This window comes from Pseudomonas sp. GD04058, from assembly GCF_029836855.1.
Lineage (GTDB): Bacteria > Pseudomonadota > Gammaproteobacteria > Pseudomonadales > Pseudomonadaceae > Aquipseudomonas > Aquipseudomonas bharatica.
The window spans coordinates 36,729-60,372 of record NZ_JAOECN010000022.1 but is presented as its reverse complement, the minus strand read 5'-3'; the positions used below and the strand labels follow the sequence as shown (position 1 = coordinate 60,372).

General features: G+C 64.2%; 21 protein-coding genes. 4 read left to right on the top strand and 17 right to left on the bottom strand.

Annotated elements, in window-relative coordinates:
* Positions 1 to 102: 102 nt before the first annotated feature.
* The 4 genes from creD to N7650_RS18205 form a co-directional block, all read right to left on the bottom strand.
* Positions 103 to 1,434, bottom strand: coding sequence for a cell envelope integrity protein CreD (gene creD, locus N7650_RS18220; RefSeq protein WP_279899409.1), 1,332 nt, complete (start codon positions 1,432 to 1,434; stop codon positions 103 to 105).
* A gap of 87 nt (positions 1,435 to 1,521) precedes the next feature.
* Positions 1,522 to 2,955 carry a two-component system sensor histidine kinase CreC gene (gene creC / locus N7650_RS18215; protein ID WP_279899407.1) on the bottom strand — a complete coding sequence of 478 codons (1,434 nt, stop codon included), beginning with the start codon at positions 2,953 to 2,955 and terminating at the stop codon, positions 1,522 to 1,524.
* Positions 2,955 to 3,638 (bottom strand): two-component system response regulator CreB, encoded by a 684-nt coding sequence (gene creB / locus N7650_RS18210; RefSeq protein ID WP_279899406.1) that lies wholly within the window; start codon positions 3,636 to 3,638, stop codon positions 2,955 to 2,957. Before creB ends, creC begins: the two co-directional genes overlap by 1 nt.
* A 73-nt stretch (positions 3,639 to 3,711) precedes the next feature.
* Entirely contained in the window at positions 3,712 to 4,215 is a 504-nt protein-coding gene (locus tag N7650_RS18205; RefSeq protein WP_009404156.1) for an ATP-dependent zinc protease, read from the bottom strand.
* Positions 4,216 to 4,393: 178 nt separating this feature from the next.
* Between N7650_RS18205 and N7650_RS18200 the strand changes: the two genes are divergently transcribed.
* Entirely contained in the window at positions 4,394 to 5,284 is an 891-nt protein-coding gene (locus N7650_RS18200; protein ID WP_279899403.1) for an acyltransferase, read from the top strand.
* On the opposite strand, the gene N7650_RS18195 is transcribed toward N7650_RS18200, so the two are convergent.
* Positions 5,273 to 5,860, bottom strand: a complete 588-nt coding sequence (locus N7650_RS18195; protein ID WP_279899400.1) for a DUF2780 domain-containing protein — start codon at positions 5,858 to 5,860, stop codon at positions 5,273 to 5,275. The genes N7650_RS18200 and N7650_RS18195 overlap by 12 nt on opposite strands.
* Positions 5,861 to 6,068: 208 nt before the next feature.
* Between N7650_RS18195 and N7650_RS18190 the strand changes: the two genes are divergently transcribed.
* A complete protein-coding gene (locus N7650_RS18190) occupies positions 6,069 to 6,419 on the top strand; it encodes a hypothetical protein (RefSeq protein ID WP_279899398.1) in 351 nt (116 codons plus the stop codon).
* A gap of 36 nt (positions 6,420 to 6,455) precedes the next feature.
* Here N7650_RS18190 and N7650_RS18185 read toward each other — a convergent pair whose 3' ends face one another.
* From N7650_RS18185 to N7650_RS18155, 7 genes are all read right to left on the bottom strand, one after another.
* On the bottom strand, positions 6,456 to 6,611 hold the full coding sequence (locus N7650_RS18185; protein ID WP_009404161.1) for a hypothetical protein: 156 nt from the start codon (positions 6,609 to 6,611) through the stop codon (positions 6,456 to 6,458).
* A complete protein-coding gene (locus N7650_RS18180) occupies positions 6,608 to 7,714 on the bottom strand; it encodes a PepSY-associated TM helix domain-containing protein (RefSeq protein WP_279899394.1) in 1,107 nt (368 codons plus the stop codon). The genes N7650_RS18185 and N7650_RS18180 overlap by 4 nt, the downstream gene beginning before the upstream one ends.
* A gap of 92 nt (positions 7,715 to 7,806) precedes the next feature.
* Positions 7,807 to 10,212 (bottom strand): TonB-dependent receptor, encoded by a 2,406-nt coding sequence (locus N7650_RS18175; protein ID WP_279899392.1) that lies wholly within the window; start codon positions 10,210 to 10,212, stop codon positions 7,807 to 7,809.
* Between the two features lie 204 nt (positions 10,213 to 10,416).
* The gene (locus N7650_RS18170; RefSeq protein WP_279899391.1) at positions 10,417 to 11,394 is read right to left on the bottom strand and encodes a FecR family protein; all 978 of its coding nucleotides are present in this window, start codon (positions 11,392 to 11,394) and stop codon (positions 10,417 to 10,419) included.
* Entirely contained in the window at positions 11,391 to 11,909 is a 519-nt protein-coding gene (locus N7650_RS18165; RefSeq protein WP_009404165.1) for an RNA polymerase sigma factor, read from the bottom strand. Before N7650_RS18165 ends, N7650_RS18170 begins: the two co-directional genes overlap by 4 nt.
* Before the next feature lie 119 nt (positions 11,910 to 12,028).
* Positions 12,029 to 12,739: a 3'-5' exonuclease gene (locus N7650_RS18160; protein ID WP_279899389.1), complete on the bottom strand. Its 711-nt coding sequence runs from the start codon at positions 12,737 to 12,739 to the stop codon at positions 12,029 to 12,031.
* Positions 12,736 to 14,673 carry a putative nucleotidyltransferase substrate binding domain-containing protein gene (locus N7650_RS18155; RefSeq protein WP_279899388.1) on the bottom strand — a complete coding sequence of 646 codons (1,938 nt, stop codon included), beginning with the start codon at positions 14,671 to 14,673 and terminating at the stop codon, positions 12,736 to 12,738. The genes N7650_RS18160 and N7650_RS18155 overlap by 4 nt, the downstream gene beginning before the upstream one ends.
* A gap of 191 nt (positions 14,674 to 14,864) precedes the next feature.
* On the opposite strand from N7650_RS18155, the gene N7650_RS18150 reads away from it, so the two are divergent.
* Positions 14,865 to 15,308 carry a response regulator gene (locus N7650_RS18150; protein WP_037061633.1) on the top strand — a complete coding sequence of 148 codons (444 nt, stop codon included), beginning with the start codon at positions 14,865 to 14,867 and terminating at the stop codon, positions 15,306 to 15,308.
* 139 nt (positions 15,309 to 15,447) lie between these two features.
* Here N7650_RS18150 and N7650_RS18145 read toward each other — a convergent pair whose 3' ends face one another.
* Positions 15,448 to 17,625 carry a malate synthase G gene (locus N7650_RS18145; RefSeq protein ID WP_009404170.1) on the bottom strand — a complete coding sequence of 726 codons (2,178 nt, stop codon included), beginning with the start codon at positions 17,623 to 17,625 and terminating at the stop codon, positions 15,448 to 15,450.
* Positions 17,626 to 18,062: 437 nt separating this feature from the next.
* On the opposite strand from N7650_RS18145, the gene N7650_RS18140 reads away from it, so the two are divergent.
* Complete coding sequence (locus N7650_RS18140; protein ID WP_064303018.1) at positions 18,063 to 18,581, top strand: glycine cleavage system protein R; 519 nt, start codon at positions 18,063 to 18,065, stop codon at positions 18,579 to 18,581.
* A 225-nt stretch (positions 18,582 to 18,806) separates the two neighbouring features.
* Here the strand turns inward: N7650_RS18140 and rarD are convergent, their stop codons facing one another.
* From rarD to N7650_RS18120, 4 genes are all read right to left on the bottom strand, one after another.
* Positions 18,807 to 19,694 (bottom strand): EamA family transporter RarD, encoded by an 888-nt coding sequence (gene rarD, locus N7650_RS18135; protein WP_279899384.1) that lies wholly within the window; start codon positions 19,692 to 19,694, stop codon positions 18,807 to 18,809.
* Positions 19,695 to 19,754: 60 nt separating this feature from the next.
* Positions 19,755 to 20,729 carry a serine/threonine protein kinase gene (locus N7650_RS18130; protein WP_279899382.1) on the bottom strand — a complete coding sequence of 325 codons (975 nt, stop codon included), beginning with the start codon at positions 20,727 to 20,729 and terminating at the stop codon, positions 19,755 to 19,757.
* A gap of 162 nt (positions 20,730 to 20,891) precedes the next feature.
* The gene (locus N7650_RS18125; protein WP_279899381.1) at positions 20,892 to 22,796 is read right to left on the bottom strand and encodes a PhoX family phosphatase; all 1,905 of its coding nucleotides are present in this window, start codon (positions 22,794 to 22,796) and stop codon (positions 20,892 to 20,894) included.
* A gap of 65 nt (positions 22,797 to 22,861) precedes the next feature.
* Positions 22,862 to 23,626 (bottom strand): TOBE domain-containing protein, encoded by a 765-nt coding sequence (locus N7650_RS18120; protein ID WP_279899380.1) that lies wholly within the window; start codon positions 23,624 to 23,626, stop codon positions 22,862 to 22,864.
* Positions 23,627 to 23,644 lie beyond the last annotated feature (18 nt).

Below are 23,644 nucleotides of genomic sequence, written 5' to 3'. Positions count from 1 at the left end.
GCGATGACTGACCAGCAGCCCCCACAAAAACCTCTGCGCTCCACAAGCCCCTGATCCCCCTCACCAACGCCTCCCCAAACGCCCGGTCCTCCCTGAGTCCGCTCATCCCTGCACCTGCCCGGCCCGGTACCAGTCCAGCCGCCGCGTCAGCACCATGAATACCCCAAGCAGCGCGAACAGCAGCAAGGCCCCCATCAGCAGCGCGTAATCCTCGGCGCTCAACAGCCCGTAAAGCAGCGCATACAACACCGCCAGGCCTCCAGCGAAACCGAACCCGCGCACACGGCTGTGCAACACGTGGCACAGGTAGAAGCCGATCAACAGCACGCAGCCGCCCGCCGACAACAGATACGCCAGGCCAAACCCGATGTGCTCCGACAACGACAGCAGCAACAGGTAGAACAGCGCCAGGGCCGCCCCCACCAGCGCGTATTGGATCGGGTGCACGCTGAGGTTGCGCAGCACCTCGAAGAGGAAGAAGCCGGCGAAGGTCAGGGCGATGAACAGCAGCGCGTATTTGATTGCCCGCTCGCTCTTCAGGTATTGGTCCACCGGGTCGACGAAGCTCACGCCAAACGCCCGGCTTGCGAAGCCCTCGCAGTTCTGCTGGCTGGTGCAGCGGCTCAAGGTCTCTTCGAGGTTGGTGGAGAAGAACGAGGTCTGCCATGTCGCTTTGAAGCCCGTCGCGTCGATCTCGCGGCTGGTGGGCAGGTAGTTGCCGATGAAGCTTGGATGCGGCCAGTTGGCGGCGAGCGTCACGCTGCTGCTGCGGCCCACCGGCAGCACATGCAGTTGCCCGGTGCCTTGCAGGTCGAGGTTGAAGGCATAGTCCAGGCGCATCTCTGCCTTGCTGTCGAGGTTGTCGATCTCCGCGTGCACGCCGCCGCCCAGCCAGTCCAGCCGGCTGCCGGCGGCGAAGTCCAGGGTGCGGCCGTCGATCTGCAGTTGCAGGCCGTTCTGGATGCCGCGGATGTCGCTGATGCCCACGGCGATGAAGGGCTTGTCGAAGCGGTAGTCGTCCAGGTCGCTGGTGATGCCCCAGTTGGCCGGAACCTTGAACTGCCCGCTGATCCGGCTCTGCGCATGGAACAGCCGCGCTTGGTAGATGCCCCGCGAGCGCAGTTCGGTGCTGGCGGTGCCGTCGAGGACGAAACGCTCGGGGAGAAACACCAGGTAGCTCCTGGTCACTTCGGCGGTCTGGAAACTCTTGCCATCCTGGATCTTCCACACCCGCTCGTACTTGCTGTACGGCACCACCAGCAGCGGCCCGCTGATCTGCTGGGCGCGGCTGGCGCTTTGCGCGATATCCTCGACCACGCTGTCGCGCAGGGCCTGGCGTTCATCGATAAGGCCGCCGATCATGACCAGCGGGATCAGCAGCACCACCACCAGCAAGGCGATGGTGCCGAGTTTCAGGCTTAGTGACTTGTTCATGCAAAGGGCTCCGCTTGAGAAGGAGCCCAGTCTGGCGGCGCTATGTGGAGGCTTTCGGGAGCTTGTGTGGAGCTTGTGTGGAGAGATTCAGCCCAGGCGGCTGACCGGCAGCCATAGCCGCACGCGCACCCCATCCTCGACATTGGCGATCTCCAGCGAGCCGCCATGCAGGTGCAGCACTTCCTCGACGAAATTCAGGCCCAGGCCGGTGCTCTTGCGGCCCGTGCCCGGGCGCGGCAGCGAATAGAACCGTTCGCTGAGCCGGCCCAGGGCGTAGTCGGGGATGGCCTCGCCCTGGTTGAACAGGCTCAGGGCCACGCGCTGCGCTTCCTGCTCCAGCTCGAACACCAGCAATCCACCGGGCGGGGTGAAATCGAGGGCGTTTTCCAGCAGGTTGCCGATGGCCTGGCGCATCAGGAAGGGCTCGCAGTACAGCCGTGCCACGGCCGGGATGCGTTGCCGGACCTGCAAGCCGGCGCTTTCGATGCGCGCGCCGCGGGCCATCAGCAGTTCATCGACCAGCGCCGCCACGGCCACCTGCTGTTGATCTTCCAGGCCCTGGCGCTGCTCGACCTGGGCCAGGTCCAGCAGGCGCTCGATCAATTGCTGCATGCGCGCGCTTTCGCTTTCGATATTGCTGGCGAAGCGCTGCCGCTGCTCTTCGCTCATCGGCCCCTGCAGCAGCTCGCTGGCGCCACGGATCGCGGCCAGCGGGCTTTTCAACTCATGGGTCAGGGTGTGCACGTAGCGCTCGACGTAGTCCTTGCCTTCCAGTTGGGTGCGCATGCGTTCCACGGCGCCAGCCAGCATCGCCAGCTCGCCGCCGCGATAGCGCGGCAGGGCGACCCGCTCGCCCTCGCTGACCGCCTGGGCATAACGGGTCAGGCGCCGCAGCGAGCGCGCCAGCCACCAGGACAGTGCCGCGCCGACCAGCAGGCCGAGGACGATCAGGCCGATGCCGAGGGTGATCAGGCGCTTCTCCGAGCGATCGACGTAGGGCTTGAGCGACAGGTTGGGCTTGGCCACGGTGACCACGCCGATCAGGGTTTCACCATCGCGGATCGGCGCCGCCACGTGCATCACCGACGAGTCGGGGTCGTTGGGGTCGCTGCGGGTCGAGCGCGCACCGTACTGGCCGCGCAGGGTCAGGTAGACGTCGTTCCAGCGCGAATAGTCCTGGCCTACAGCTTCGCCGGCAGAATCGAGCAGAACGATGCCCTTGGCGTCGGTGACGTAGATGCGGTGATTGACCTCGGTTTTGGCCAGGCCCCAGATATCCGCGTTGGGCCGGCGCTGGCCGTAGGCCTGGAGCACGTGCGGCAACTCGCTCTGGCCGAGTGTCCCGGCCTTGACCTGGTCACGCAGGATCTCGGCCAGCAGGTTGGCGGTGTCCACCAGGGTTTCCTCGGTGGACTGGCGCACCGCCGGGCGCACCTGTTCACGTACGGTGTTGAGGACGAACCAGGCGGTCAGCCCGACGAACAGGAAGTACACCAGGAAGATGCGGGTACCCAGGCGCATCAGGCGTGCGCCGGGTTGTAGCTGTAGCCCAGGCCGCGGTGGGTCTGGATTGGCTCGGCATCGGCGGCGACCCCGCGCAGCTTGGCGCGCAGGCTCTTGATATGGCTGTCGATGGTGCGCTCGTAGCCGGCGTCGGCCGACACCCCCACGGCGTCGAGCAACTGCTCGCGGCTGAACACCCGCTCCGGTTGCTCCAGCAGGCATTGCAGCAGGCGGAATTCATGGCGGGTCAGGTTGAGCAACTGCTCGCGGTAGTGGATCTGCATGCGCAGGGTGTCGAGGCTGAACGGCGTGCTGGCCGAGGTGGCGACGGCGGGTGCTGGTGCTATGCGCTTGAGGATGGCGCGCACCCGGGCGCTGACTTCACGCGGGCTGAAGGGCTTGACCACATAGTCGTCGGCGCCGATTTCCAGGCCCACCACCCGGTCGATCTCGCTGTCGCGGGCACTGAGGAACATCACCGGCACCTCGCTGAAGCGTCGCAGTTGCCGGCAGGTCTCGAAGCCACTGATATCCGGCAGGCCGATGTCCAGGATCACCAGGTCCGCCGGCTGCTGGCGCAGGCGTTCCAGAGCCAGCTGGCCGAGGCTGACCCACTCGGTGCTGTGGCCGTCGCCTTGCAGGGCGAAGACCAGGGTGTCGGCGATCGCCGCTTCGTCTTCAACGATGAGGATGTGGGGCATGGGGCAAGGGCACGCGGGAAGTGACAAGCGGCAAGTGTAAAGCGAACTGCTGGCACTTGCCGCCTGTCGCGCGTTACTTGCCGCAGTCCGGCTTGCCGGCGGTGTAGCGACGGGCCGGGTTGACTGCGGCGTTGAACTCGCGCAGGGCCTTGGCGCCAATCAGCAGCGGGTAGTTGAAGCTGCTGCGGTCGGTGAGGTTGACCTCGACCGTACGCTTGACGTCGCCCAGGCACAGTTCCAGGTCGATCACCGGGCGGTGGGCGATATCGGCACCTTCCTCGTCCTCTTCGTCGGCGCGGTTCTTGATCTTGCTCATGCGCGCGAGCTTGTGTTCGTAGACCTTGTCGTTGGCGTCCTTGGTGGCCAGGCGGAAACGCACCCAGTCCTCGCCGTCACGGGTGAACTGCTCGATGTTCCTGGCCGACAGCGAGGCGGTCAGCGCACCGGTGTCCATCTTGGCCTTGAAGGTCTGGCCGATATCGGCAACGCCGATGTATTCGTAGCGGCCATAGAGGTCGGGCTCGGCGGCCATCACCGGCAGGGACAGCAGGCCGAGCAGGGCAATCAGTGGTTTCAATGCAGTGCTTCCTGGGATCGTGACAGTGCTTAGACTGCCGTTGGGCTACAGGTTCGGCAACAGACTGTAAACAACACAATGTGAAACATTTGTCTGTGACCGTATGCCGGTGGCGTTTGGTGTTCCTCACCCGGCTGCTTAAAATGGCCGACTGTTTTCCCACGATAAGAGTCGACTTATGCGTCGCCTGCTCACCGGCAGTTTCGTCACCCTGTTGCTGTTGCTCAACACTCTGGTCCTTATCGGGCCGTTGATGGTTTTCGCCTTGCTCAAGCTGGTCCTGCCCGGTCGCTACCGCGACTACGCATCATGGATGGTGATGTGGTTCGCAGAGACCTGGGCCGAGATCGACAAGCTGATCTTCGCCCTGTGCATTCCTACGGTCTGGGATGTGCGCGGCAACTCGAACCTGCGCCTGGACACCTCGTACCTGGCGGTCAGCAACCACCAGACCTGGGTGGATATCCCGGCGTTGATCCAGGTGCTCAACCGCAAGATCCCGTTCTTCAAGTTCTTCCTGAAGAAGGAACTGATCTGGGTACCGCTGCTGGGCCTGGCCTGGTGGGCGCTGGATTACCCCTTCATGAAGCGCTACAGCAAGGCCTTTCTCGACAAGCACCCGCACCTCAAGGGCCAGGACCTGGAAATCACCAAGGCCGCCTGCGAGCTGTTCAAGCGCCAGCCGGTGACGGTGGTGAACTACCTTGAAGGCACCCGGTTCACCGAGGCCAAGCGTGCGGCGCAGCAGTCGCCGTACAGGCACCTGCTCAAGCCCAAGGCGGGCGGGGTGGCGTTCGTCCTGGCGGCGCTGGGCGAGCAACTGGATGCGCTGCTGGACGTGACCATCGTCTATCCGGGCGACAAGGCCCCGGGGTTCTGGGACCTGGTCAGCGGCGCGATCCCGCGGGTGATCGTCGATATCGAGGTGCGCGAACTGGACCCGGCGCTGTGGGCCGGCGACTACGAAACCGACCCCGCCGTGCGCCAGGCCGTGCAGGCCTGGGTCAACCAGCTGTGGCACGACAAGGACGAGCGCATCGAGCGCCTGCGCGCCGAATTAAACCGATGAACGCGGCGTCGGGGCCAGCGGGGCGGTAGTGCCGTGGCCCCAGATGCCGGCCAGGCTCTGCAGCAGCGAACCGGCCACGCCTTGCTGGCCGAGGTATTGCAGGATCAGCGGGGCGAACTGGCCGATCATTCCGGTATCCATGCCCAGCGCGCTGAAGGCGTTGTTCAGGTCGGTGCCGTTCTTCACATTGCCGCCCAGGGCATTGCCCAGGGCCGAGCTTTCTCCGCTCTTGCCGAGCAGTTCACCCAAGCCCGCCAGCCCGCCCAGGGCGTTGTCCCCGGACAGCATGTCCAGGCCCGGTACCGCTTTGCTCAGTTGTTCGTAGTCGCTGCCGCTGAGCTGGTTGCGCGCCAGGCCCAGCAGGGCACCGGTGCCGCCGATGGCCTGCTCGGGAGTGATGTCCAGTTGACTGCCCAGGGTATTGAGCAGGTTGGCCGAGGCTTCGGGCGCCTGGACCGGAGCCTTGTTCTGCTGGCCTTGGATAGTGGAGATGGCGTTGGCCGCATCGCCGAGATTGAAGGCGAACACCGGGGTGGCAGCCAGGGCCAGGAGGGAGACCAGGGCGAAGCGTTTCATGGGGAGGGACCTCGTCAGCCGGGAAAGGCAGGGAAAACGAGGGTTGGAGTCGCACAAACGGCGTTTGTTCCGCATCCCCGCAAGGGGGTGTTGAAGAGCACTGCAGTTATCGCGAATAGATCTTGGGACCTGATATTTCTGCCAGTAGCGGGGCATCGAAATGTTCCCGATGCTGGAGGCTCCTTAACCGAGTAATGGAGTACTTGCGATGCGTATTTTTTTTGCGGCGGCGGTAGCGGTGCTGGTGATGTCGGGACAAGCATTGGCGGAAACCTGTCCGGTGCCAGGCGATATTGCCCAGAGGGCCAACGCGACAGGTGGTTTCCTCTATGCGGCGCAAGGAAACTGGAGGGGCGAGAACCCGACGGCGGTCGAGGGTGATTTGAAGTCACTCAGGTTCGTCAATGCGAAGATCACCGACAAGAGTGTGATCTGTCGCTATGAGGGCGGCACTGAAGCCTTCCTGAGCCTTTCGCGGCCAACGACAGCAACGCCTGCCGGCAGCGCATGGAAAGACGGTGCATGCGAGGGCGACGCGGCGAGCTGCTCGTTCAATTGAGGGTCGGCCGGGGGCCGCCTCGCGGCTCCCGGCGATTCAGCGGAAAAACCCCCTGAACCCATACCAGGCCGGCAACCCCAGACCCACCCAGGACAGGACATCCCACCAGCCATCCCCGAGCAGCGCGGCAAACAGCCCCGCCGCCCCGAGCACGCCGATCAGCAGCGGCATGCCGAATACCTTCCAGGTCATCGGCCCGCCTCCGTCCGTCGGCGCACCCACCACAGGTACAACCCGCTACCGAGCACGATGATGGTCAGCACATCCAGCGCCGCCCAGAGAATTTGCATGGGGCGGCCGCCGTAGTCGCCGAAATGCAGGGGCGCCGACAGGCCCATGGCATCCATGTACCAGGGGCGCTCGCCCACGGCCGTGACCTTCAGGGTACTGGCATCGATCAATACCGGCGTCAGCAGGTGCGAGGTCAGGTGCGTGCTGCCTTTCATGAATACCGCATAGTGGTGTTCACTGGAGAAGCGCGTGCCCGGGAAGGCGATGAAGTCCGGCTGCATGCCCGGCGCGGCCTCGGCGGCGATATCCAGGACCCGGCTGACCGGAGCCGGTTCGGTCAGCGGCGGCACATCCCGGTACGGCGCGACCATCTGGGCCAGGCTGTCGTTGCGCCAGGCGGCGATGACCAGGTCGGACAGCGCGCTGATCACCCCGGTCACGCCGACCACCAGGGCCCAGGTCAGGGTGACGATGCCGATCAGGTTATGCAGGTCGAGCCAGCGCGTACGCCGCGACTTTTCATGGCGCACGGTGGCGAAGTCCAAGCGGCGCATGAAGGGCGCGTAGAGCACCACCCCGGAAATGATCGCCACCACGAACAGCACGCCCATGAAGGCCAGCAGCAGCTTGCCTGGCAACCCGGCGAACATGTCCACGTGCAGGCGCAGCATGACCATCATGAAGCCGCCGTTGGCCGACGGCATCTCCACCGCCTCGCCGGTACGGGCGTCGAGCATGAAGGTATGCGACGAGTTCGGCTCGGTGCCGGCGCTGGCCGCCATGATCGCCACCACGCCGTTGCTGTCGTCCTCGTCCCAGCCGAAGTACTGCATCACCTCGCCCGGGCGGTGGGCCTCGGCCTTCAGGACAAGCTGCTGGAGGTCCAGCCTGGGCGTGTCAGCAGGCATCACCTTCAGCTCGGGCGCATCGCCCAGCAGGTGGTCGATCTCGTGATGGAAGATCAGCGGCAGCCCCGTTACTGCCAAAAGCAGCAGGAACAGGGTGCAGATCAGGCTGGTCCAGGTGTGGACTGCGGACCAGCGGCGGATGGTCTTGGCTTGCATAGTATCTGGCTAACCGGTGTATGAGCGCGGACAGGTCTTTTGCCTGTTTGATTTTTGGGCCTGCTGCGAAGGGCCGCAGAGCGGCCCCAGACTTAGAACTCCAATTGAGCCGAGAACTGCACGGTCCGCGGATCGCCCAGGTAGAAGCTGTTCAGCCAGTATTCCTTGTTCGCCAGGTTGGCGACGTTGACGCGGAAGGTCACGTCGTTGTCCGACACATGCATCTTGTAGCGTGCACCGGCATCGAAGGTGGTGAACGACGGCAGGCTTTCATGGTTGGCTTCATCGGCGTACTGCTTGCCGGTGTAGTAGGCGCCACCGGTCAGGGCAAAGCCGGGGATCGCGGCCACGTCGTACTCGGCGTAGACCTTGGCCAACTGCTTGGCGACGTTGGTCGGCGCGTTGCCTTCGTTGGCGGTGACCGCGGTTTTCTTGACCTTCGGATCGAGCAGGGTGATACCGCCGACCACGGTCAGTTCGGGCATAACCTTGCCGGTCACGCTGAATTCCATGCCATTGTTTTCCTGGCGGCCATCCTGGGTGTAGAGGCCAAGGCTGTTCTTGTAGTTGTTCGGTTTGTCGATATTGAAGAACGCCAGGGTGAACAGGGTCTCGCCCACGGTCGCCTTGGCACCGATCTCGTACTGCTCGCTGATCTGCGGTGCCAGTGCCTGGCCAGCGTTGACCGCGTCGCTCGGCGCCACGCCGCCGGCCTGCAGACCTTCGATATAGGTGGCGTAGGTGGTCAGCCAGGGAACTGGCTTGTAGATGAGCGAGATGTTCGGCGAAGTCTTGCTCTTGTTGTACTTGGTCTCGGTCTCCGGCTGACCAAACGCCTTGGCGTAGACGAACTCGTTGGTGTAGCTCTTGATCTGGGTATGGGTCAGGCCAAGGATGGTCGACCACTGCTCGTTGAAGGTGATGATGTCGCCGAGCAGGAAGTTGTTGGTTTCCGCGCTGTTGGCCAGGCGCTGGTCACCATGACCGATGGACCAGGAAGGCTTGTCGACCTGTGGCCGCTGGTCCAGCGGCAGGGTGCCTACCGGGGAGGTGTACTGCGGACCTGGGAACGGAATATGGTCTTCGTACTGTTTCACCCGGGTGGTATTGCCTTGGTAGCCCACGGTCAGCTTGTGCCCCAGCGGGCCAGTAGCGAAGACCGAGTCGAGGAATAGCGAGCCGGACTTCTCTTCGCTTTCGATCGGTGCGAAGGCGTAGATCGGCTGGCTGTAGGTGCCGGTGCTGTTGATGGTCGGGCCGGTGTAGGTGAACTCATCGGTGTACTGCTGGGCGGCGAAGGCCGCGCGCAGGGTAAAGGTGTCGTTCAGGCGCCAGTTGGCGCGCACGCCGGCCTTGTCGGTCTCGTTGTCGGAGAAGGACCACTTCTGGCTGTACATCTTGTCGTTTTTCAGCGACGAGGCGTCAGGCCGCTCGGCGCCCGGGAACACATACCAGTAGCTGCTCAGGCCGCGCATCTGGTTCTTGCGATGGGACGCATCGAACTGGATCTGCAGGTCGTCGTTGACGTTCCAGTCCAGCGCCGCGCTGATCATCTGGCGACGGTGCTTTTGCAGGTCGATCGCGGTCTCGCCGTCCTGGGTCAGGACGTTGAGGCGATAGGCGAAGACGCCGGCGTCGTCGACCTTGCCGCCGAAGTCGCCATGCAGGTAGTAGTTCTGGCCGCCGGCATTACCCAGGGTGACGCTGTTGTAGCGCTCGTAGGTCGGGCGCTTGAGCACGTAGTTGACCAGGCCGCCCGGCGTGCCCGGGCCATAGAGGAAGCCGGTGAGGCCGGTGATGATTTCCAGCTGCTCGGTGTCTTCGATGAAGTTGCCGGCATCGGCGCCGTTGCTGAAGCGCAGGCCGTCATTGGCGATGTTCATGTTGCCCGAACCGCTGAAACCGCGGATCGCCACGGCGCTGGCATAACCGGCGGCACGTGGCCCGTACAGCTGGGTGGCGGGGTTGCGCTTGAAGACGTCGTCGAGGCTGGTGGTCTGGGTGTTCTTGAGGAACTCCTGGGATACAACGCTCATGGAGTAGGGCGTGTCCTGCAGCTTCATGCCGCCGAGGGCGCCGACGTTCTTTACGTTCTCGCTGCGATAGCCGGCAGCAGCACTGCCGTCGAAGCTGGCAACAGTAGCGTTGATATCGGTGCTGGGCAGGGCCAGGACGCCTTCTTCGACCGCCGACAGGGTGTATGTCCCTTCGCTGCTTTGTTGCAGTTGCAGGCCAGTGCCGCGCAAGGCCTGCTGCAACGCGCTCACGCCGCTGTACTCGCCTTTCACCGGTGCGGAGGTCTTGCCACTCGCCAACGCCGGATCCAGCGCCAGGGCGATACCCGCCTGGCTGGCGATCTGGTTCAGGGTGCTGGCCAGCGGGGCTGCTGGCAAGTTGTAGGTGCGCGGAGCCTGCTCGGCGGCGATCAGCGGGGTGGCGATGGCGATGGCCGCGGCCAGCAGGCTGGGGCGCAGGAGGCTTTTGATTGAGCGGGTCATGCGGGTCCTCGACGGGAATTTTTGTGCTGAATAGCCTCCATGCCGAACGAGAAACAAAAAGTGATAGGGGTTAGTGAAAATATTTTTGATTTAGATTTCGGTGGTGTTTGTGAGGGCCTCATCGCTGGCAAGCCAGCTCCCACAGGGTATATGCGATCCCTGTGGGAGCTGGCTTGCCAGCGATGAGGCCCGTAAGGCCGATACTTATTTGTCTGCGCGAGCCACCACGGTCACCCACCATGGCGTGCGCTGCTGCACCTGCACCGGCAAGGTGGGCAATAGCGACTTCAGCGCCAGGTCGGTGTCATGCAGCGGGAAGCTTCCGGTGATCCGCAGGTCCGCCACTTCCGGTGCCACGCCCAGGTACCCGCTGCGATAACGACCCAGTTCGCCGACCAGATCTGCCAGCCGCACGTTGTCCACCACCAGCATGCCGCGGGTCCAGGCGTCGGCGCCGACCGCGAGTGTGTCGATCCGCCCCAGGCGCTCATGGTTCATCAACACCTGGTGACCTTCCTGCACCACCTGCTCCTCGCCGCTGTCATGCGGCTTGGCTGCGACTGCCGACTGCAACACGCTCAACCGCGTGCCGTCGCTTTCCAGGCGCACCAGGAAACGGGTGCCCAAGGCACGCAGGCGGCCGTCGTCGGTAGCGACCACGAAGGGCCGTCGGTCGTTGTCCTTGTGCCCGGTCTCGACGGAAATCTCGCCATCGTGCAGGACAATCAGGCGCTCCTTGGCCGTGAAGCGGATATCCACGGCGGAGTGCGTGGCAAGGCTGACCAGGGTGCCGTCGTCCAGGCGCAGGCTGCGGGTTTCGCCAGTGCCGGTGCGTTGGTCGGCGAGCCAGTAGCCCAGCGGCTGGTGAAGGTTGATCCAGTTGAGCAGGCCACCCAGCAGTACCAGGCTGGCCAGCCCGCCGCCGAGCTTGCGCACGCGCTGGCGCAGGCCGACGCGGGATTGCTGCAAGGCCATGCGTGCCGGGCCGGCAGCCGCAGCGAAACGCTGGTCGAGCATGCCCAGTTGCCGCCAGGCCCGGGCGTGCTCTTCGCTCGCAGCATGCCAGCGCTCGAACTCGGCCCGCTGCTGGGCGCTGTCGCTGCCGGCATCGAAACACAATTGCCAGTTGATCGCGGCATCGAGCACCGGGGCCGAGACCGGTGCGCCATTCATCCCCTTCATGTCGGCTCGCCGTACAGGGCGATGTAGCACTGGCGCATGCCCTGGGCCAGGTACTGGCGCACCCGGGCTACCGAAACGCCGAGCCTGTCGGCGATCTCGGCATGGCTCATGCCGTCCAGGCGGCTGTGCAGGAAGGCCGCGCGGGCCTTGCTCGACAGCTTGCCGAGCAGGCGGTCGATGGCCTTGAGGTCTTCGAGAATCAGGTGCAGGGCTTCCGGCGACGGGTGCTCGGCCTCGGGCATCAGCAGCAGTTCGTCCAGATAGGCCTGTTCCAGCGCGGTACGGCGGAAATGGTCGAACAGCAGCCCTTTGGCCACCGCCATAAGGAACGCCCGCGGCTGACGCGGGGCGGTCAGCTCGTCGCGGCCGAGCAGACGAACGAAGGTGTCCTGGCTCAGGTCTTCGGCACGTTCGGCGCTGGCGAGGTTGCGGCGCAGCCAGGCGAGCAGCCAGCTGCGGTGATCGCGGTACAGTGCGCCAACCAGCTCGCTGTGAGGGCTAGGTACGGACGACAAGGCGTTCCCCGGAAAAAGAAAGTGTTAACTAACGAGAATTATTCGCGATTGTGTCAGAGCAGCTAGCACTGTGCAATTCACGCTTATCGGATTGCTCGTCGGTCTTTCCGGGAAAGGTCTTATAAACCGTGATGCTGCTGGCGCTTGCGCCGCCAGCCTTGCAGGCGCTGTTCCAGTTGCCGCGGGCTGTCGAGCAACTGGCGCCGGGCCTGGCTGAACAGGATCAGGGCAATTTCGGCAGTGACCTGGGCATCGGCGCTGGCGTTGTGACGTTCCTCGACCTGCAGGCCGAAATGAGCGATCCAGTCATCGAGCCCGGCGTCCCGTAGCACCACATCCGGGTTGAGCAGCGGTGCCAGTTCGGCGGCATCCATGAACGGGTGCTGGAGCTTGTAGCCGAGGCTGTCCTTGAGTGCGCGGCCCAGCATGCGTTGGTCGAACCCGGCGTGGAAGGCCAGTAGCGGGCTGTCGCCGATGAACTCCATAAGGTCCAGCAAGGCTTGCGCCGGATCGCACCCCGCGGCGATAGCGCTGGGCGCCAGGCCGTGGATCAGCACGCTGGGCGCAAGCTTGTGGTCGTGACGGTGCAGGGTACGTTCGAATTGCTGGCCGAAGTCGATGGCGCCGTCCTCGATCACCACAGCACCGATGGACAACACCTGGTCGCGGTTAAGGTTGAGGCCGCTGGTTTCCAGGTCCAGCACCACCCAGCGCTGCTGGCGCAGGGGCCGCTCGTCCAGTACGGGAGCGGCAGCCAGCCGGGCCAGGCGCTGGCGCTGGTCGTCCGGCAGGGTGGGTTGGGCGGGACGCAGCCAGGCAAACAGGCTCATAACTGGTACCGCAGCGCCAGGCTGCTTTGCAGGCGCTGGGCCTGCCGCAGGGATTCACGCAGGATGCGCCGGTCCAGGTCGTTCAGATCGTCCGGATCGACGCGGTTGGAGTAGGGCAGGTTCTGCCGGGTCTGGATCTGGTGCTGCTGCATGCGGGTCTGCTGGATGAAGTGATACGCCTCCTCGAAGGCACCACCGTCCAGTGGGTCGATCACCTCTTTTTCCACCAGTTGGCGCAGGCGCTCCAGGGTGTTGTTGGCGCTGATGCCGTGGGCCAGGGCCAGCAGGCGTGCGCCATCGACGAAAGGCGTCAGGCCCTGGACCTTGAGGTCGAGGGTGGCGGCCTTGTCATTGCCGCTGCGGGTCAGGACGAATTCGCGGAAGCGGCCCACCGGCGGTTTCTGGCGAAGCGCGTTGTCGGCCATCATGCGCTGGAACAGGCGGTTGTCGGCGACCTGTTCAAGGATGCCGTGGCGCAGTTGCTCGCAGCCCCGGTCATCGCCCCAGACCACCCGCAAGTCGAAGTAGATGCTAGAGGCCAGCAGGTTTTCCGGGGTCGCCTCGCGGATGAACGCCGAGAAGCGCCGGGCCCATTCGCTGCGCGACAGGCACAGCTCCGGGTTGCCGGCCATGATCTTGCCCTTGCACAGGCTGAAGCCGCATTGCGCCAGGTCCTGGTTGATGCGCTGGGCCAGGGGCAGCAGGCGCTCGCGGATCGCGGCGGCTTCCACCGCGTCCTTCGCCTCGAAAAGGATGCCGTTGTCCTGGTCGGTGTGCAGTGTCTGTTCGCGGCGGCCTTCGCTGCCGAAGCACAGCCAGGAGAAAGGTACGCCGGGATCGCCCTTGTCCTCGATCGCCAGCTCGATCACCCGGCATACGGTGTGGTCGTTGAGCAGGGTGATGATGTGGGTGATCTGGGTCGAGGAGGCGCCGTGGGCCAGCATGCGCTCCACCAACTGGCCGATCTCGCCGCGCAGGGCGACCAGGTTGTCCAGGCGCGGCGCGCTGCGGATGGTGCGGGCCAGGTGAACCAGATCGACCCGTTGCAGGGAAAACAGGTCGCGCTCGGAAACCACGCCGCACAGGCGGCGGTCTTCCACCAGGCAGACGTGGGCGATGTGGCGCTCGGTCATGGCAATGGCGGCATCGAAGGCGCTGGCCCGGGGCGGCAGGTAGAAGGGCGAGGCCGTCATGTGCCCAGACACCGCCGAGTCAAGGTCGGTTTCGGCGCGCGCCACCACCTGGCGCAGGTCGCGCAAGGTAAAGATGCCCACCGGAAAGCGCTGCTCATCGACGATCACGATGCTGCCGACCTGGCTTTCATCCATCATCCGCACCGCTTCGCGCAGGCTGGTTGCCGGTGTGCAGACCACCGGATGACGCATCGCCAGTTCACCGAGGCGGGTGTTGAGTGAATACTGGTTGCCCAGGGTTTCCACGGCGCGGCGCTGGACCTGTTGGTTGACCTGGTCGAGCAGGCTGCTCACGCCACGCAGGGAAAAATCCCGAAACACATCGGACAGGGCGAACAGGCGAATAAAGGCGGCCTTGTTCAGTTGCAGGCAGAAGGTGTCCTCGCCGGCGATATGCTCGGTGCGGGTAGCCCTTTCGCCGAGCAGGGCGGCCAGCGGGAAGCATTCGCCGCGGGTGATTTCGAAGGTGGTTTCCGTGCCGCCCTTGACCACATGGGTGCGCTCGCCGACCACGCGGCCTTGCTTGACGATGAAGAAGTGCTCGACGGGGCCGTCGGCGGGTTTGATGATGCTGTCCCCGGCGGCGTAGAAGCGCAGCTGGCACTGTTCCACCAGGTACGCCAGATGGGCGTTTTCCATCTGGTTGAACGGCGGAAAGCGCTGCAGGAACTGCATGGTCCCCTGGATGTTCTGCATTACCGCGGTTTTACCGGCCTGGTCGAACGCGTCCATTTTGCTCATCAACGGCACCGTCTCGGGGTCTCGTGGGCGAAACCGATTGTTGTTATTGCCGCCATGGTCGGATGTGCAAGGGCCGGGTGCCCATTGGACGTAAGTCTAGGGCGCCGACGAAATGCAGGTTGCAAGCGCTCTGTTTGCGGTCTGAACTTGATAAATGAGCTTTTGCGTGCTCTGGAACCAATGAGATGCCCATGCCTGACCACGACGATTTACTGAGCGACGCAGAGCGCGAGGCCCTGGCGGAAGTGTCCGCACCGCCCGCCCGGCCGCAGAAAGTGCTGGTCGTCGATGATGATGAAGACGCCAGCGAGTTGCTGGCCCAGTACCTCCAGGCCGAAGGCATCGAATGCCTTGCCCTGACCGATGCGCGCGAGGCGCTGAAGACGATCCTGCGCGACCGGCGCATCGGATTGCTGGTCACCGATTTGCGAATGGGGCCCTTCGATGGGCTGGAGCTGATCGGCAAGGTGCGCGAGTCGGAGCGGGCGGAGCTGCCGATCATCATCATTTCCGGGGATGCCGGGGTGCAGGACGCGATCACCGCGATGCACCTGAGCGTCGTGGACTTCCTGCTCAAGCCGATCGAGGTGGGGAAATTGATGGAGTTGGTGCGGCGGGAGCTGGGGATCAGCTGATAGAGATGTGTTGCTGTTGAGGACCTCATCGCTGGCAAGCCAGCTCCCACAGGGGGCCTGTGGGAGCTGGCTTGTAGGACCGCCGCACCGCAGCGATAAGGCCAGGCCAGACACCATCGATGTCTGGCCTGTACAGCACTTACAGGCCGTTACGCGCCTTGTACTCGCGACGACGACGATGCAGCACCGGCTCGGTGTAGCCGTTCGGCTGCCTGGCACCTTCCACTACCAGCTCGACCGCCGCCTGGAAGGCGATGTTGTTGTCGAAGTCCGGTGCCATCGGGCGGTACAGCGGATCGTTGGCGTTCTGCTTGTCCACCACCGGCGCCATGCGCTTCAGGCCTTCCACTACCTGCGCTTCGGTCACCACGCCATGTCGCAGCCAGTTGGCCAGCAACTGGGCGGAGATGCGCAATGTGGCGCGGTCTTCCATCAGGCCGACATCGTTGATGTCCGGCACCTTCGAACAACCCACGCCCTGGTCGATCCAGCGCACCACGTAGCCGAGGATGCCCTGGGCATTGTTGTCCAGCTCGTTGCGGATTTCCTCGGCGGACCAGTTGGTGTCCGGTGCCAGCGGGATGGTCAGGATATCGTCCACGGACGCCGGGGCACGCTTGGCCAGTTCGGCCTGGCGTTCCTTGACGTTGACCTTGTGGTAATGCAGCACGTGCAGGGCCGCAGCGGTCGGCGACGGTACCCAGGCGGTGTTGGCACCGGCCAGCGGGTGGGCGATCTTCTGCTCCAGCATGTCGGCCATCAGGTCCGGCATGGCCCACATGCCTTTGCCGATCTGGGCACGGCCTTGCAGGCCAGTGGCCAGGCCGATATCGACGTTGGAGTTTTCGTAGGCGCCGATCCATTTCTGCGCCTTCATTGCACCCTTGCGCACCATCGCGCCGGCTTCCATGGAGGTGTGGATCTCATCGCCGGTACGGTCGAGGAAGCCGGTGTTGATGAACACCACGCGCTCGCTGGCGGCCTTGATGCATGCCTTGAGGTTGACCGTGGTGCGGCGCTCCTCGTCCATGATCCCGACTTTCAGGGTGTTGTGCGGCAGGCCCAGCATGTCTTCGATGCGGCCGAACAGCTCGTTGGTGAACGCGGCTTCTTCCGGGCCGTGCATCTTCGGCTTGACGATGTACACCGAACCCTTGCGGCTGTTCTTGCGCGAGGTGTTGCCGTTCAGGTTGTGCATCGCCGCGAGGTTGGTGACCAGGCCGTCGAGGATGCCCTCGGGCACTTCGTTACCGTCCTTGTCGAGGATCGCGTCGATGGTCATCAGGTGACCGACGTTGCGCACGAACAGCAGCGAACGACCGTGCAGAGTGACAGTGCCACCGTTCGGCGCGGTGTACTCGCGGTCCGGGTTCATGGTGCGGGTGAAGGTCTGGCCGTTCTTGCTTACGCTTTCCGCCAGGTCGCCCTTCATCAGGCCCAGCCAGTTGCGGTAGACCACGACCTTGTCGTCGGCGTCCACGGCGGCGACCGAGTCTTCGCAGTCCATGATGGTGGTCAGGGCGGCTTCGACCAGGATGTCCTTCACGCCGGCGGCGTCGGTCTGGCCGACCGGGGTGGTCGGGTCGATCTGGATTTCGAAGTGCAGGTCGTTGTGCTTGAGCAGGATGCCGGTCGGCTCGCTGGCCTGGCCCTGGAAGCCGATCAGTTGCGCGTCGTCACGCAGGCCGCTGTTGCTGCCACCCTTGAGGGCGACGATGAGTTTGCCGCCTTCGATGCTGTAGCGGGTGGCGTCGACGTGGGAGCCGGCGGCCAGTGGCGCGGATTCGTCGAGGAAGGCGCGGGCGAAGGCGATGACCTTGTCGCCGCGGACCTTGTTGTAGCCCTTGCCCTTTTCGGCGCCGCCTTCTTCGCTGATGGCATCGGTGCCGTACAGCGCGTCGTACAGCGAGCCCCAGCGGGCGTTCGAGGCGTTCAGGGCGAAACGGGCGTTCATCACCGGAACCACCAGTTGCGGGCCGGCCATCACGGCGATTTCTTCGTCGACATTCTGGGTGGACACTTGGAAATCCGACGCTTCTGGCAGCAGATAACCAATTTCCTGAAGGAAAGCCTTGTAGGCCGCGGCGTCATGGGCCTGGCCTTTGCGCGCCTGGTGCCAGGCATCGATCTGCGCTTGCAGGGTGTCGCGTTTGCTCAGCAGGGCTTTGTTCTTTGGAGCGAGGTCGTTGATGATCTTTTCCGCACCTGCCCAGAACTTCTCGGCGCTGACGCCGGTTCCGGGAATCGCTTCGTTGTTCACGAAGTCGAACAGGACTTTGGCGACCTGAAGGCCACCGACTTGAACGTGTTCAGTCATTGCTTGCCTCACTCTGCTCAGCTATATCGCTTTTCTATTTATGCCTTGCGCGCTTCTCTAAACACGGCACCAGGACATGCCCTGACGGGCGACTGGATGCGGCCCGCCAGGCTGGCTGGAGGGCGGTTGCGCATTTTCACAGGCGCTTGGCAGACATCGATCGGAACGTTTTGTAGTCCACGCTGCGGCATACTACATGATGCGCTGCGCATGTGAAAATTAGACTAAATACGTCGTTCTGCGACCGTTTGGTCGCATGGGGTCACGCTGGGAAAGGATATGTTCGCAAAAAACGTGTGGATTGTTCCAGATAAATCTTAAAACAGTACACGATTCGCTTTTCCGTTCCTCTGCGGCAGGTTGCCGCGCCTTGCCTATACTGACCCGACGCCATGCCGCCAGCGGCGTTTCCATGGGTATTGCAGAGGGTCGTCCGCGTGAACCATCTTGTCCTCACCGTCATTGCCGCCGACAAGGCCGGCCAGGTCGAGCGTATCGCCCAAACCATCGCCGAGCATAACGGCAATTGGCTGGAAAGCCGCATGTCGCGAATGGCCGGACAGTTCGCCGGAATCCTGCGCATTGCCGTGCCGGCCGAGTCCCATGATGAGCTGGTCGACGCCCTGCAGGCCCTGGGCGAGCGTGGCATTCGTGTGTTGATCGCGGAAAGCGGGATCGAGCCATCCTGCTCATGGAAGCCGATTGCCATGAGCCTGGTGGGCAATGACAGGCCCGGGATCGTCCGCGATATCACCCGTCTACTCGCCGAGCAGGGCGTCAATGTCGAGCGCTTGAGTACCGACGTGCGCCCGGCACCGATGAGCAGCGAGCCGCTGTTTCATGCCGAGGCCCTGCTTGCGGTACCGCTGACGCTGTCGCTGGACGGCCTGCAGGCGCGCCTCGAAGAGCTGGCCGACGACCTCATGGTCGAGCTGGAACTGCGTCCGGAGGAGTAGTTATCCCCAGTCACTTATCCCGTTTTCGCGTGGATCGCCCTGTGGATAAGCTGGGGGCTGCGACGTGCAGGCCACGTGGATCAAGGCTTCCCAAGGATTGAGCAAAAAACCGCCAGAAATCAGCGGCTTGTGCACAAAGCGCGGGGATGAGGATGTGGATAACCTTGGGAGAGGTTGCTACAGGCCACGAATCACGCGGCCTGTAGCAGCTTGATCGTTTTTTGATCAGGCGCGCTTGCGCAGGCTCAGCCAGGCATCGACGCTGTACAGGGCCAGGCCGGCCCAGATAAACATGAACGCAATCAGGGTGCTGCTCGACAGGTGCTCGTCGAACAGCAGCACCGCCTGCAGCAGCACCAGGGTCGGCGCCAGGTACTGCAGGAAGCCCAGGGTGGTATAGGGCAGATGGCGGGCCGCCGCGTTGAAGCTGACCAGCGGCACCAGGGTCACCGGCCCGGCAGCCATCAGCCACAACGCCTGGCTGGTGGTATAGAACTCCGGCTGGGCGCTGCTGGCCATCGGGTTGAGCAGCAGCCAGCCGATGGCGATCGGCACCAGCATCCAGGTTTCCACTACAAGGCCGGGCAAGGCCGCTACAGGCGCCTGCTTGCGGATCAACCCATAGAAACCGAAGCTCAGGGCCAGGGCCAGCGATACCCACGGCAGGCTGCCCACTTGCCACACCTGCTGCGCCACCCCCGCTGCCGCCAGGCCCACCGCGACCCATTGCAGGCGGCGCAGGCGCTCACCGAGCAGGAGCATGCCCAGCAACACGTTGACCAGCGGGTTGATGTAGTAGCCGAGGCTGGCTTCGAGCATGCGCCCGTTGTTCACCGCCCAGACGTAGGTCAGCCAGTTGAAGGCGATCAACGAACCGCTCAGGGCCAGGATGGCCAGGCGCCGCGGGTTCTCGCGCAGTTCGCGCCACCAGCCGGGGTGTTTCCAGACCAGCAGCAGCGCCGCGCCGAACAGCGCCGACCACAGCACCCGGTGGACAATGATTTCCACCGCCGGGACGCTTTGCAGGAGCTTGAAGTAGATGGGGAACAGGCCCCAGATGATGTAGGCGGTCAGGCCGAGAATGTACCCGCGGCGCGGGTTGGCGGCAGTCATGAGGATCCTTGCTTGGGTTAACGGGTTGCGCGGCTATTGTAGACAGAGGTCCTGCCGCTTCTAGAACAATTTCAGTGGCTCTTCTTCCAGTGCCGCGCACTGCTCGCGCAATGCCAGGATCTGGTCGCCCCAATAGCGCTCCTGGCCGAACCAGGGGAAGCTGCGCGGGAACGCCGGATCGTCCCAGCGCCGCGCCAGCCAGGCGCTGTAGTGCAAAAGGCGCAGGCCGCGCAGGGGCTCGATCAAGGCCAGCTCGCGGGGATCGAAATCGTGGAATTCGTTGTAGCCATCCATCAGCTCGGCGAGCTGGCCGAGGCGCTCTTCGCGGCTGCCGGCGAGCATCATCCACAGGTCCTGGACTGCGGGGCCCATGCGACAGTCGTCGAGGTCGACGATATGGAATACCTCGTCGCGGCACATCAGGTTGCCGGGGTGGCAGTCGCCGTGCAGGCGGATCTGCTGGTGCGGAGTGCGGGCGTAGATGGCCTCGATGCGCTTGAGCAGGTCACGTGCCACGGATTCGAAGGCCGGGAGCAGGCTTTTCGGCACGAAGTCGCCTTCCAGCAGGGTGCTCAGCGAGGCGTGGCCAAAGTTATCCACAGCGAGACTTTCGCGCTCGACAAAAGGACGGCTGGCACCGACCGCATGCAGACGACCGAGCAACTGGCCGAGGCGATAGAGCTGGTCGAGATTGCCTGGCTCCGGCGCACGACCGCCGCGACGGGGGAACAGCGCAAAGCGAAAACCGGCGTGGTCGAACAGGGTCTTGCCGTTGTGCAGCAGCGGGGCGACCACGGGCACTTCGCACCCGGCCAGTTCGGCGGTGAACGCATGTTCCTCGAGGATCGCGGCATCGCTCCAGCGGCCAGGGCGGTAGAACTTGGCGATCACTGGCTCGGCGTCTTCGATGCCGACCTGGTACACGCGGTTCTCGTAGCTGTTCAGTGCCAGCACGCGGGCATCGCTGAGCAGGTCCTGGCTTTCGATGGCATCCAGGACCAGATCGGGGGTGAGGGTATCGAAGGGGTGGGACATGCGCGACTCCGGCTGTGCGGCGGGGAAAAAGGGCCGCATCGATTCCGGCATGGTAACCCAGGGGGTGTTTCCTGGAGAGGTCCAATCTCAAGGCATTCAGAGAACCTTGTGGGAGCTGGCTTGCCAGCTCCCACAAGGTTTTGTGTTAACCAGTCCTTTGTGTCAGGCGCCGATGATGCCGCCATCGTCCCGGGTAATCGCCATTACCGACGACCGTGGCTTGCCATTGGGCAGGTGCTCGGGGAAGGTCGAGCCGCCGGTCTCGCCCGGGTGCTGGATGCCGACGAACAGGGTCTTCTGGTCCGGCGCAAAGGCGATCCCGGTCACCTCGCACGCCACCGGCCCGACCATGAAGCGGCGGATCTCCCCGGTCGCCGGGTCGGCGCAGAGCATCTGGTTGTTGCCCATGCCGGCAAAATCCCCAGCATTGCTGTAGTCGCCGTCGGTGAGGATCCACAGCCGGCCGTCCGGGTCGAAGCCCAGGCCGTCGGGGCTGTTGAACATGTTCTGTGCGGTGATGTTGGCCGAGCCGCCTTTGGCCGTTCCCGGATGCACCTGCGGATTGCCGGCGACCACGAAGAGATCCCAGTCGAAGGTCATCGAGCCATGGTCATCACCGGTTTCGCGCCAGCGCAGGATCTGCCCGTAGACGTTTTTCTCCCGCGGGTTCGGGCCGCCGACCGGCTGGCCTTCCTCCCCGCGTTTGACGTTGTTGGTGAGGGTGCAATAGACCTGCCCGTCCTTCGGGCTGACCACGATCCATTCCGGACGGTCCATGCGCGTGGCCTTCAGCACGCTGGCGGCCAGGCGCGCGTGGATCAGGACCTGCGCCTGGCTGGCGAAACCGGCGGCCGCGTTGAGGCCGTTCTTGCCATGGGTGAGTTCCAGCCACTGGCCCTTGCCCTTCGGGTGCCCGGGGTTGCCGTCGCCGTCGTCGAAGCGGGCCACGTACAGGGTGCCGTGGTCCAGCAGGTTGCGATTGGCGGTGGGGTTCTTGTGGTCGATGCGCTCGCGGCTGATGAACTTGTAGATGAACTCGCCGCGCTCGTCGTCGCCCATGTACACCACGGCGCGGCCGTCACGGGTTTCGCCCAGTGCTGCGTTTTCATGCTTGAAACGGCCGAGGGCGGTGCGCTTGACCGGTATGGACTGCGGATCGAACGGATCGATTTCCACCACCCAGCCATGGCGGTTCAGCTCGTTGGGGTTTTTCGCCAGGTCGAAGCGCGGGTCGTGCTGGTGCCAGCCGACCTCCTTGCCCGCCACCGAGGCGCCATAGCGCTTCTGACCGGCATCGAAGGCCTGCTGCGGATCGCTGCTGCCGAAGCAATCGGTGAAGTTTTCTTCGCAGGTCAGGTAGGTGCCCCAGGGCGTCTTGCCGTTGGCGCAGTTCTGGAAGGTGCCGAGGACCTTGCTGCCGCTGTTGTCGGCGGCGGTGCGCAGCCAGGCATCGCCGGCCGCCGGGCCGCTCATGCGCATCGGTGTGTTGCCGTGGATGCGCCGGTTGTACCGGGAATCCTGGACGAACTGCCATTGGCCGTTCTTGCGCTGCACTTCGATCACCGACACACCTTCGGCGGCCTGGGCCTTGTGCACATCCTCGGCATTGGCCGGCTGGCCGCCGTGCTCGAACAGGTAGCGATAGTTGGTGTACTCGTTGTTGATCGCCATCAGCGCGCGGTTTTCATCGCCCGGGAAGGGGAACAGGCTCATGCCGTCGTTGTTGTCGCCGAACTGCATTTCCTGGGCCTTGGCCGTGCCCTTGCCGGACGGGTCGAAAGCCGGCGCTCCGGGATGCAGGGGCTGACCCCAGCTGATCAACACCGAAGCCTTGTAGCCCGGCGGCAGGCTGATGCCGTCGGCGGTGGAGGAAGCAATCGCGCTGAAACCGAGCAACGGGCTGCCGGACGCGGCGCTCACACTGTTGGCCAGCACGCTGCGGCTCAGCAGGTTGCCGCCGAGAAACAGCGCCGCTCCACACAAGGCTCCGGCACCGATGAAACGGCGACGGCTGAGGCCGACCAGTTGCTCGAGGTCGGTCGGCTGGTTTTCTTCTAATAGGTTCATGTCAGGCTCCCTGCGGTTCGTGGCAGTCACCTTAATCAGGCCCTATGACAGTTTTGTGGCGTTTTTCAGACGGGTGTTCCGAGAAGAACGTAGGTAGGAAGGAAGGTGACCTGTACGAAGCTTCCGACGCCAAGGCTGTGGGTGTTCAGCCAGTCCTGCTCGGCAAACGCGCACAGGGTCTGTCCGCTGCCCAGGCTCAGGCGCAGTTCGCTGGCGCCGTGGGGATCTTCCTGCACCTCGTCGATGCGCGCTTCCAGGCAGTTGCTACCGTGCGCGATCGGAGCGTCGCGGGTGGCCAGTTGCAGCCAGCCGGCCTTTATCAGGGCGACCACGGTGGTGCCGATCTGCAGTTCCAGGCGCTGGGTGCTGTCGCGAGTGATCTGCGCCTGGATGCGCAGGTCGCCGGGCAGGGTCAGTTCGATGGTGTCGTTGCGGCCTTGCGGGTGGATGGCGCTGACCTGTCCATGCAACTGGTTACGCGCGCTGGTGCGCAGCATCAGGCGCCCGATCAGGTCGAGGTCGCCGCTGTCTTCGGCTTCCTCGAGGACCTGCGCCTGAAGAACCTGCAAACGCTGGTACAAGCGCAGCACCCGGCGGCCTTCGTCCGACAGCTGAGCGCCACCACCCCCACGGCCCCCGGCGCTTCTCTCCACCAATGGCCGGGCGGCCAGGTTGTTGAGTTCGTCGATGGCATCCCAGGCGGCCTTGTAACTCATCCCCGCGGCCTTGGCGGCACGCGTGATGGAGCCTTGCTCATCGATGTGCTGCAACAGGGCGATGCGTTGCGGGCGACGGACGATGTGCTGGGACAGGGGCGTAGGCAATGACATGGGGACCGGTACCAAAGC

Excerpts from the sequence above, each read along its gene's own strand:
- creD (WP_279899409.1), bottom strand. The coding sequence starts at position 1,434 with ATGAACAAGTCACTAAGCCTGAAACTCGGCACCATCGCCTTGCTGGTG.
- creC (WP_279899407.1), bottom strand. The coding sequence starts at position 2,955 with ATGCGCCTGGGTACCCGCATCTTCCTGGTGTACTTCCTGTTCGTCGGG.
- creB (WP_279899406.1), bottom strand. The coding sequence starts at position 3,638 with ATGCCCCACATCCTCATCGTTGAAGACGAAGCGGCGATCGCCGACACC.
- N7650_RS18200 (WP_279899403.1), top strand. The coding sequence starts at position 4,394 with ATGCGTCGCCTGCTCACCGGCAGTTTCGTCACCCTGTTGCTGTTGCTC.
- N7650_RS18195 (WP_279899400.1), bottom strand. The coding sequence starts at position 5,860 with ATGAAACGCTTCGCCCTGGTCTCCCTCCTGGCCCTGGCTGCCACCCCG.
- N7650_RS18190 (WP_279899398.1), top strand. The coding sequence starts at position 6,069 with ATGCGTATTTTTTTTGCGGCGGCGGTAGCGGTGCTGGTGATGTCGGGA.
- N7650_RS18185 (WP_009404161.1), bottom strand. The coding sequence starts at position 6,611 with ATGACCTGGAAGGTATTCGGCATGCCGCTGCTGATCGGCGTGCTCGGG.
- N7650_RS18180 (WP_279899394.1), bottom strand. The coding sequence starts at position 7,714 with ATGCAAGCCAAGACCATCCGCCGCTGGTCCGCAGTCCACACCTGGACC.
- N7650_RS18175 (WP_279899392.1), bottom strand. The coding sequence starts at position 10,212 with ATGACCCGCTCAATCAAAAGCCTCCTGCGCCCCAGCCTGCTGGCCGCG.
- N7650_RS18170 (WP_279899391.1), bottom strand. The coding sequence starts at position 11,394 with ATGAAGGGGATGAATGGCGCACCGGTCTCGGCCCCGGTGCTCGATGCC.
- N7650_RS18160 (WP_279899389.1), bottom strand. The coding sequence starts at position 12,739 with ATGAGCCTGTTTGCCTGGCTGCGTCCCGCCCAACCCACCCTGCCGGAC.
- N7650_RS18155 (WP_279899388.1), bottom strand. The coding sequence starts at position 14,673 with ATGAGCAAAATGGACGCGTTCGACCAGGCCGGTAAAACCGCGGTAATG.
- N7650_RS18150 (WP_037061633.1), top strand. The coding sequence starts at position 14,865 with ATGCCTGACCACGACGATTTACTGAGCGACGCAGAGCGCGAGGCCCTG.
- N7650_RS18145 (WP_009404170.1), bottom strand. The coding sequence starts at position 17,625 with ATGACTGAACACGTTCAAGTCGGTGGCCTTCAGGTCGCCAAAGTCCTG.
- rarD (WP_279899384.1), bottom strand. The coding sequence starts at position 19,694 with ATGACTGCCGCCAACCCGCGCCGCGGGTACATTCTCGGCCTGACCGCC.
- N7650_RS18130 (WP_279899382.1), bottom strand. The coding sequence starts at position 20,729 with ATGTCCCACCCCTTCGATACCCTCACCCCCGATCTGGTCCTGGATGCC.
- N7650_RS18125 (WP_279899381.1), bottom strand. The coding sequence starts at position 22,796 with ATGAACCTATTAGAAGAAAACCAGCCGACCGACCTCGAGCAACTGGTC.
- N7650_RS18120 (WP_279899380.1), bottom strand. The coding sequence starts at position 23,626 with ATGTCATTGCCTACGCCCCTGTCCCAGCACATCGTCCGTCGCCCGCAA.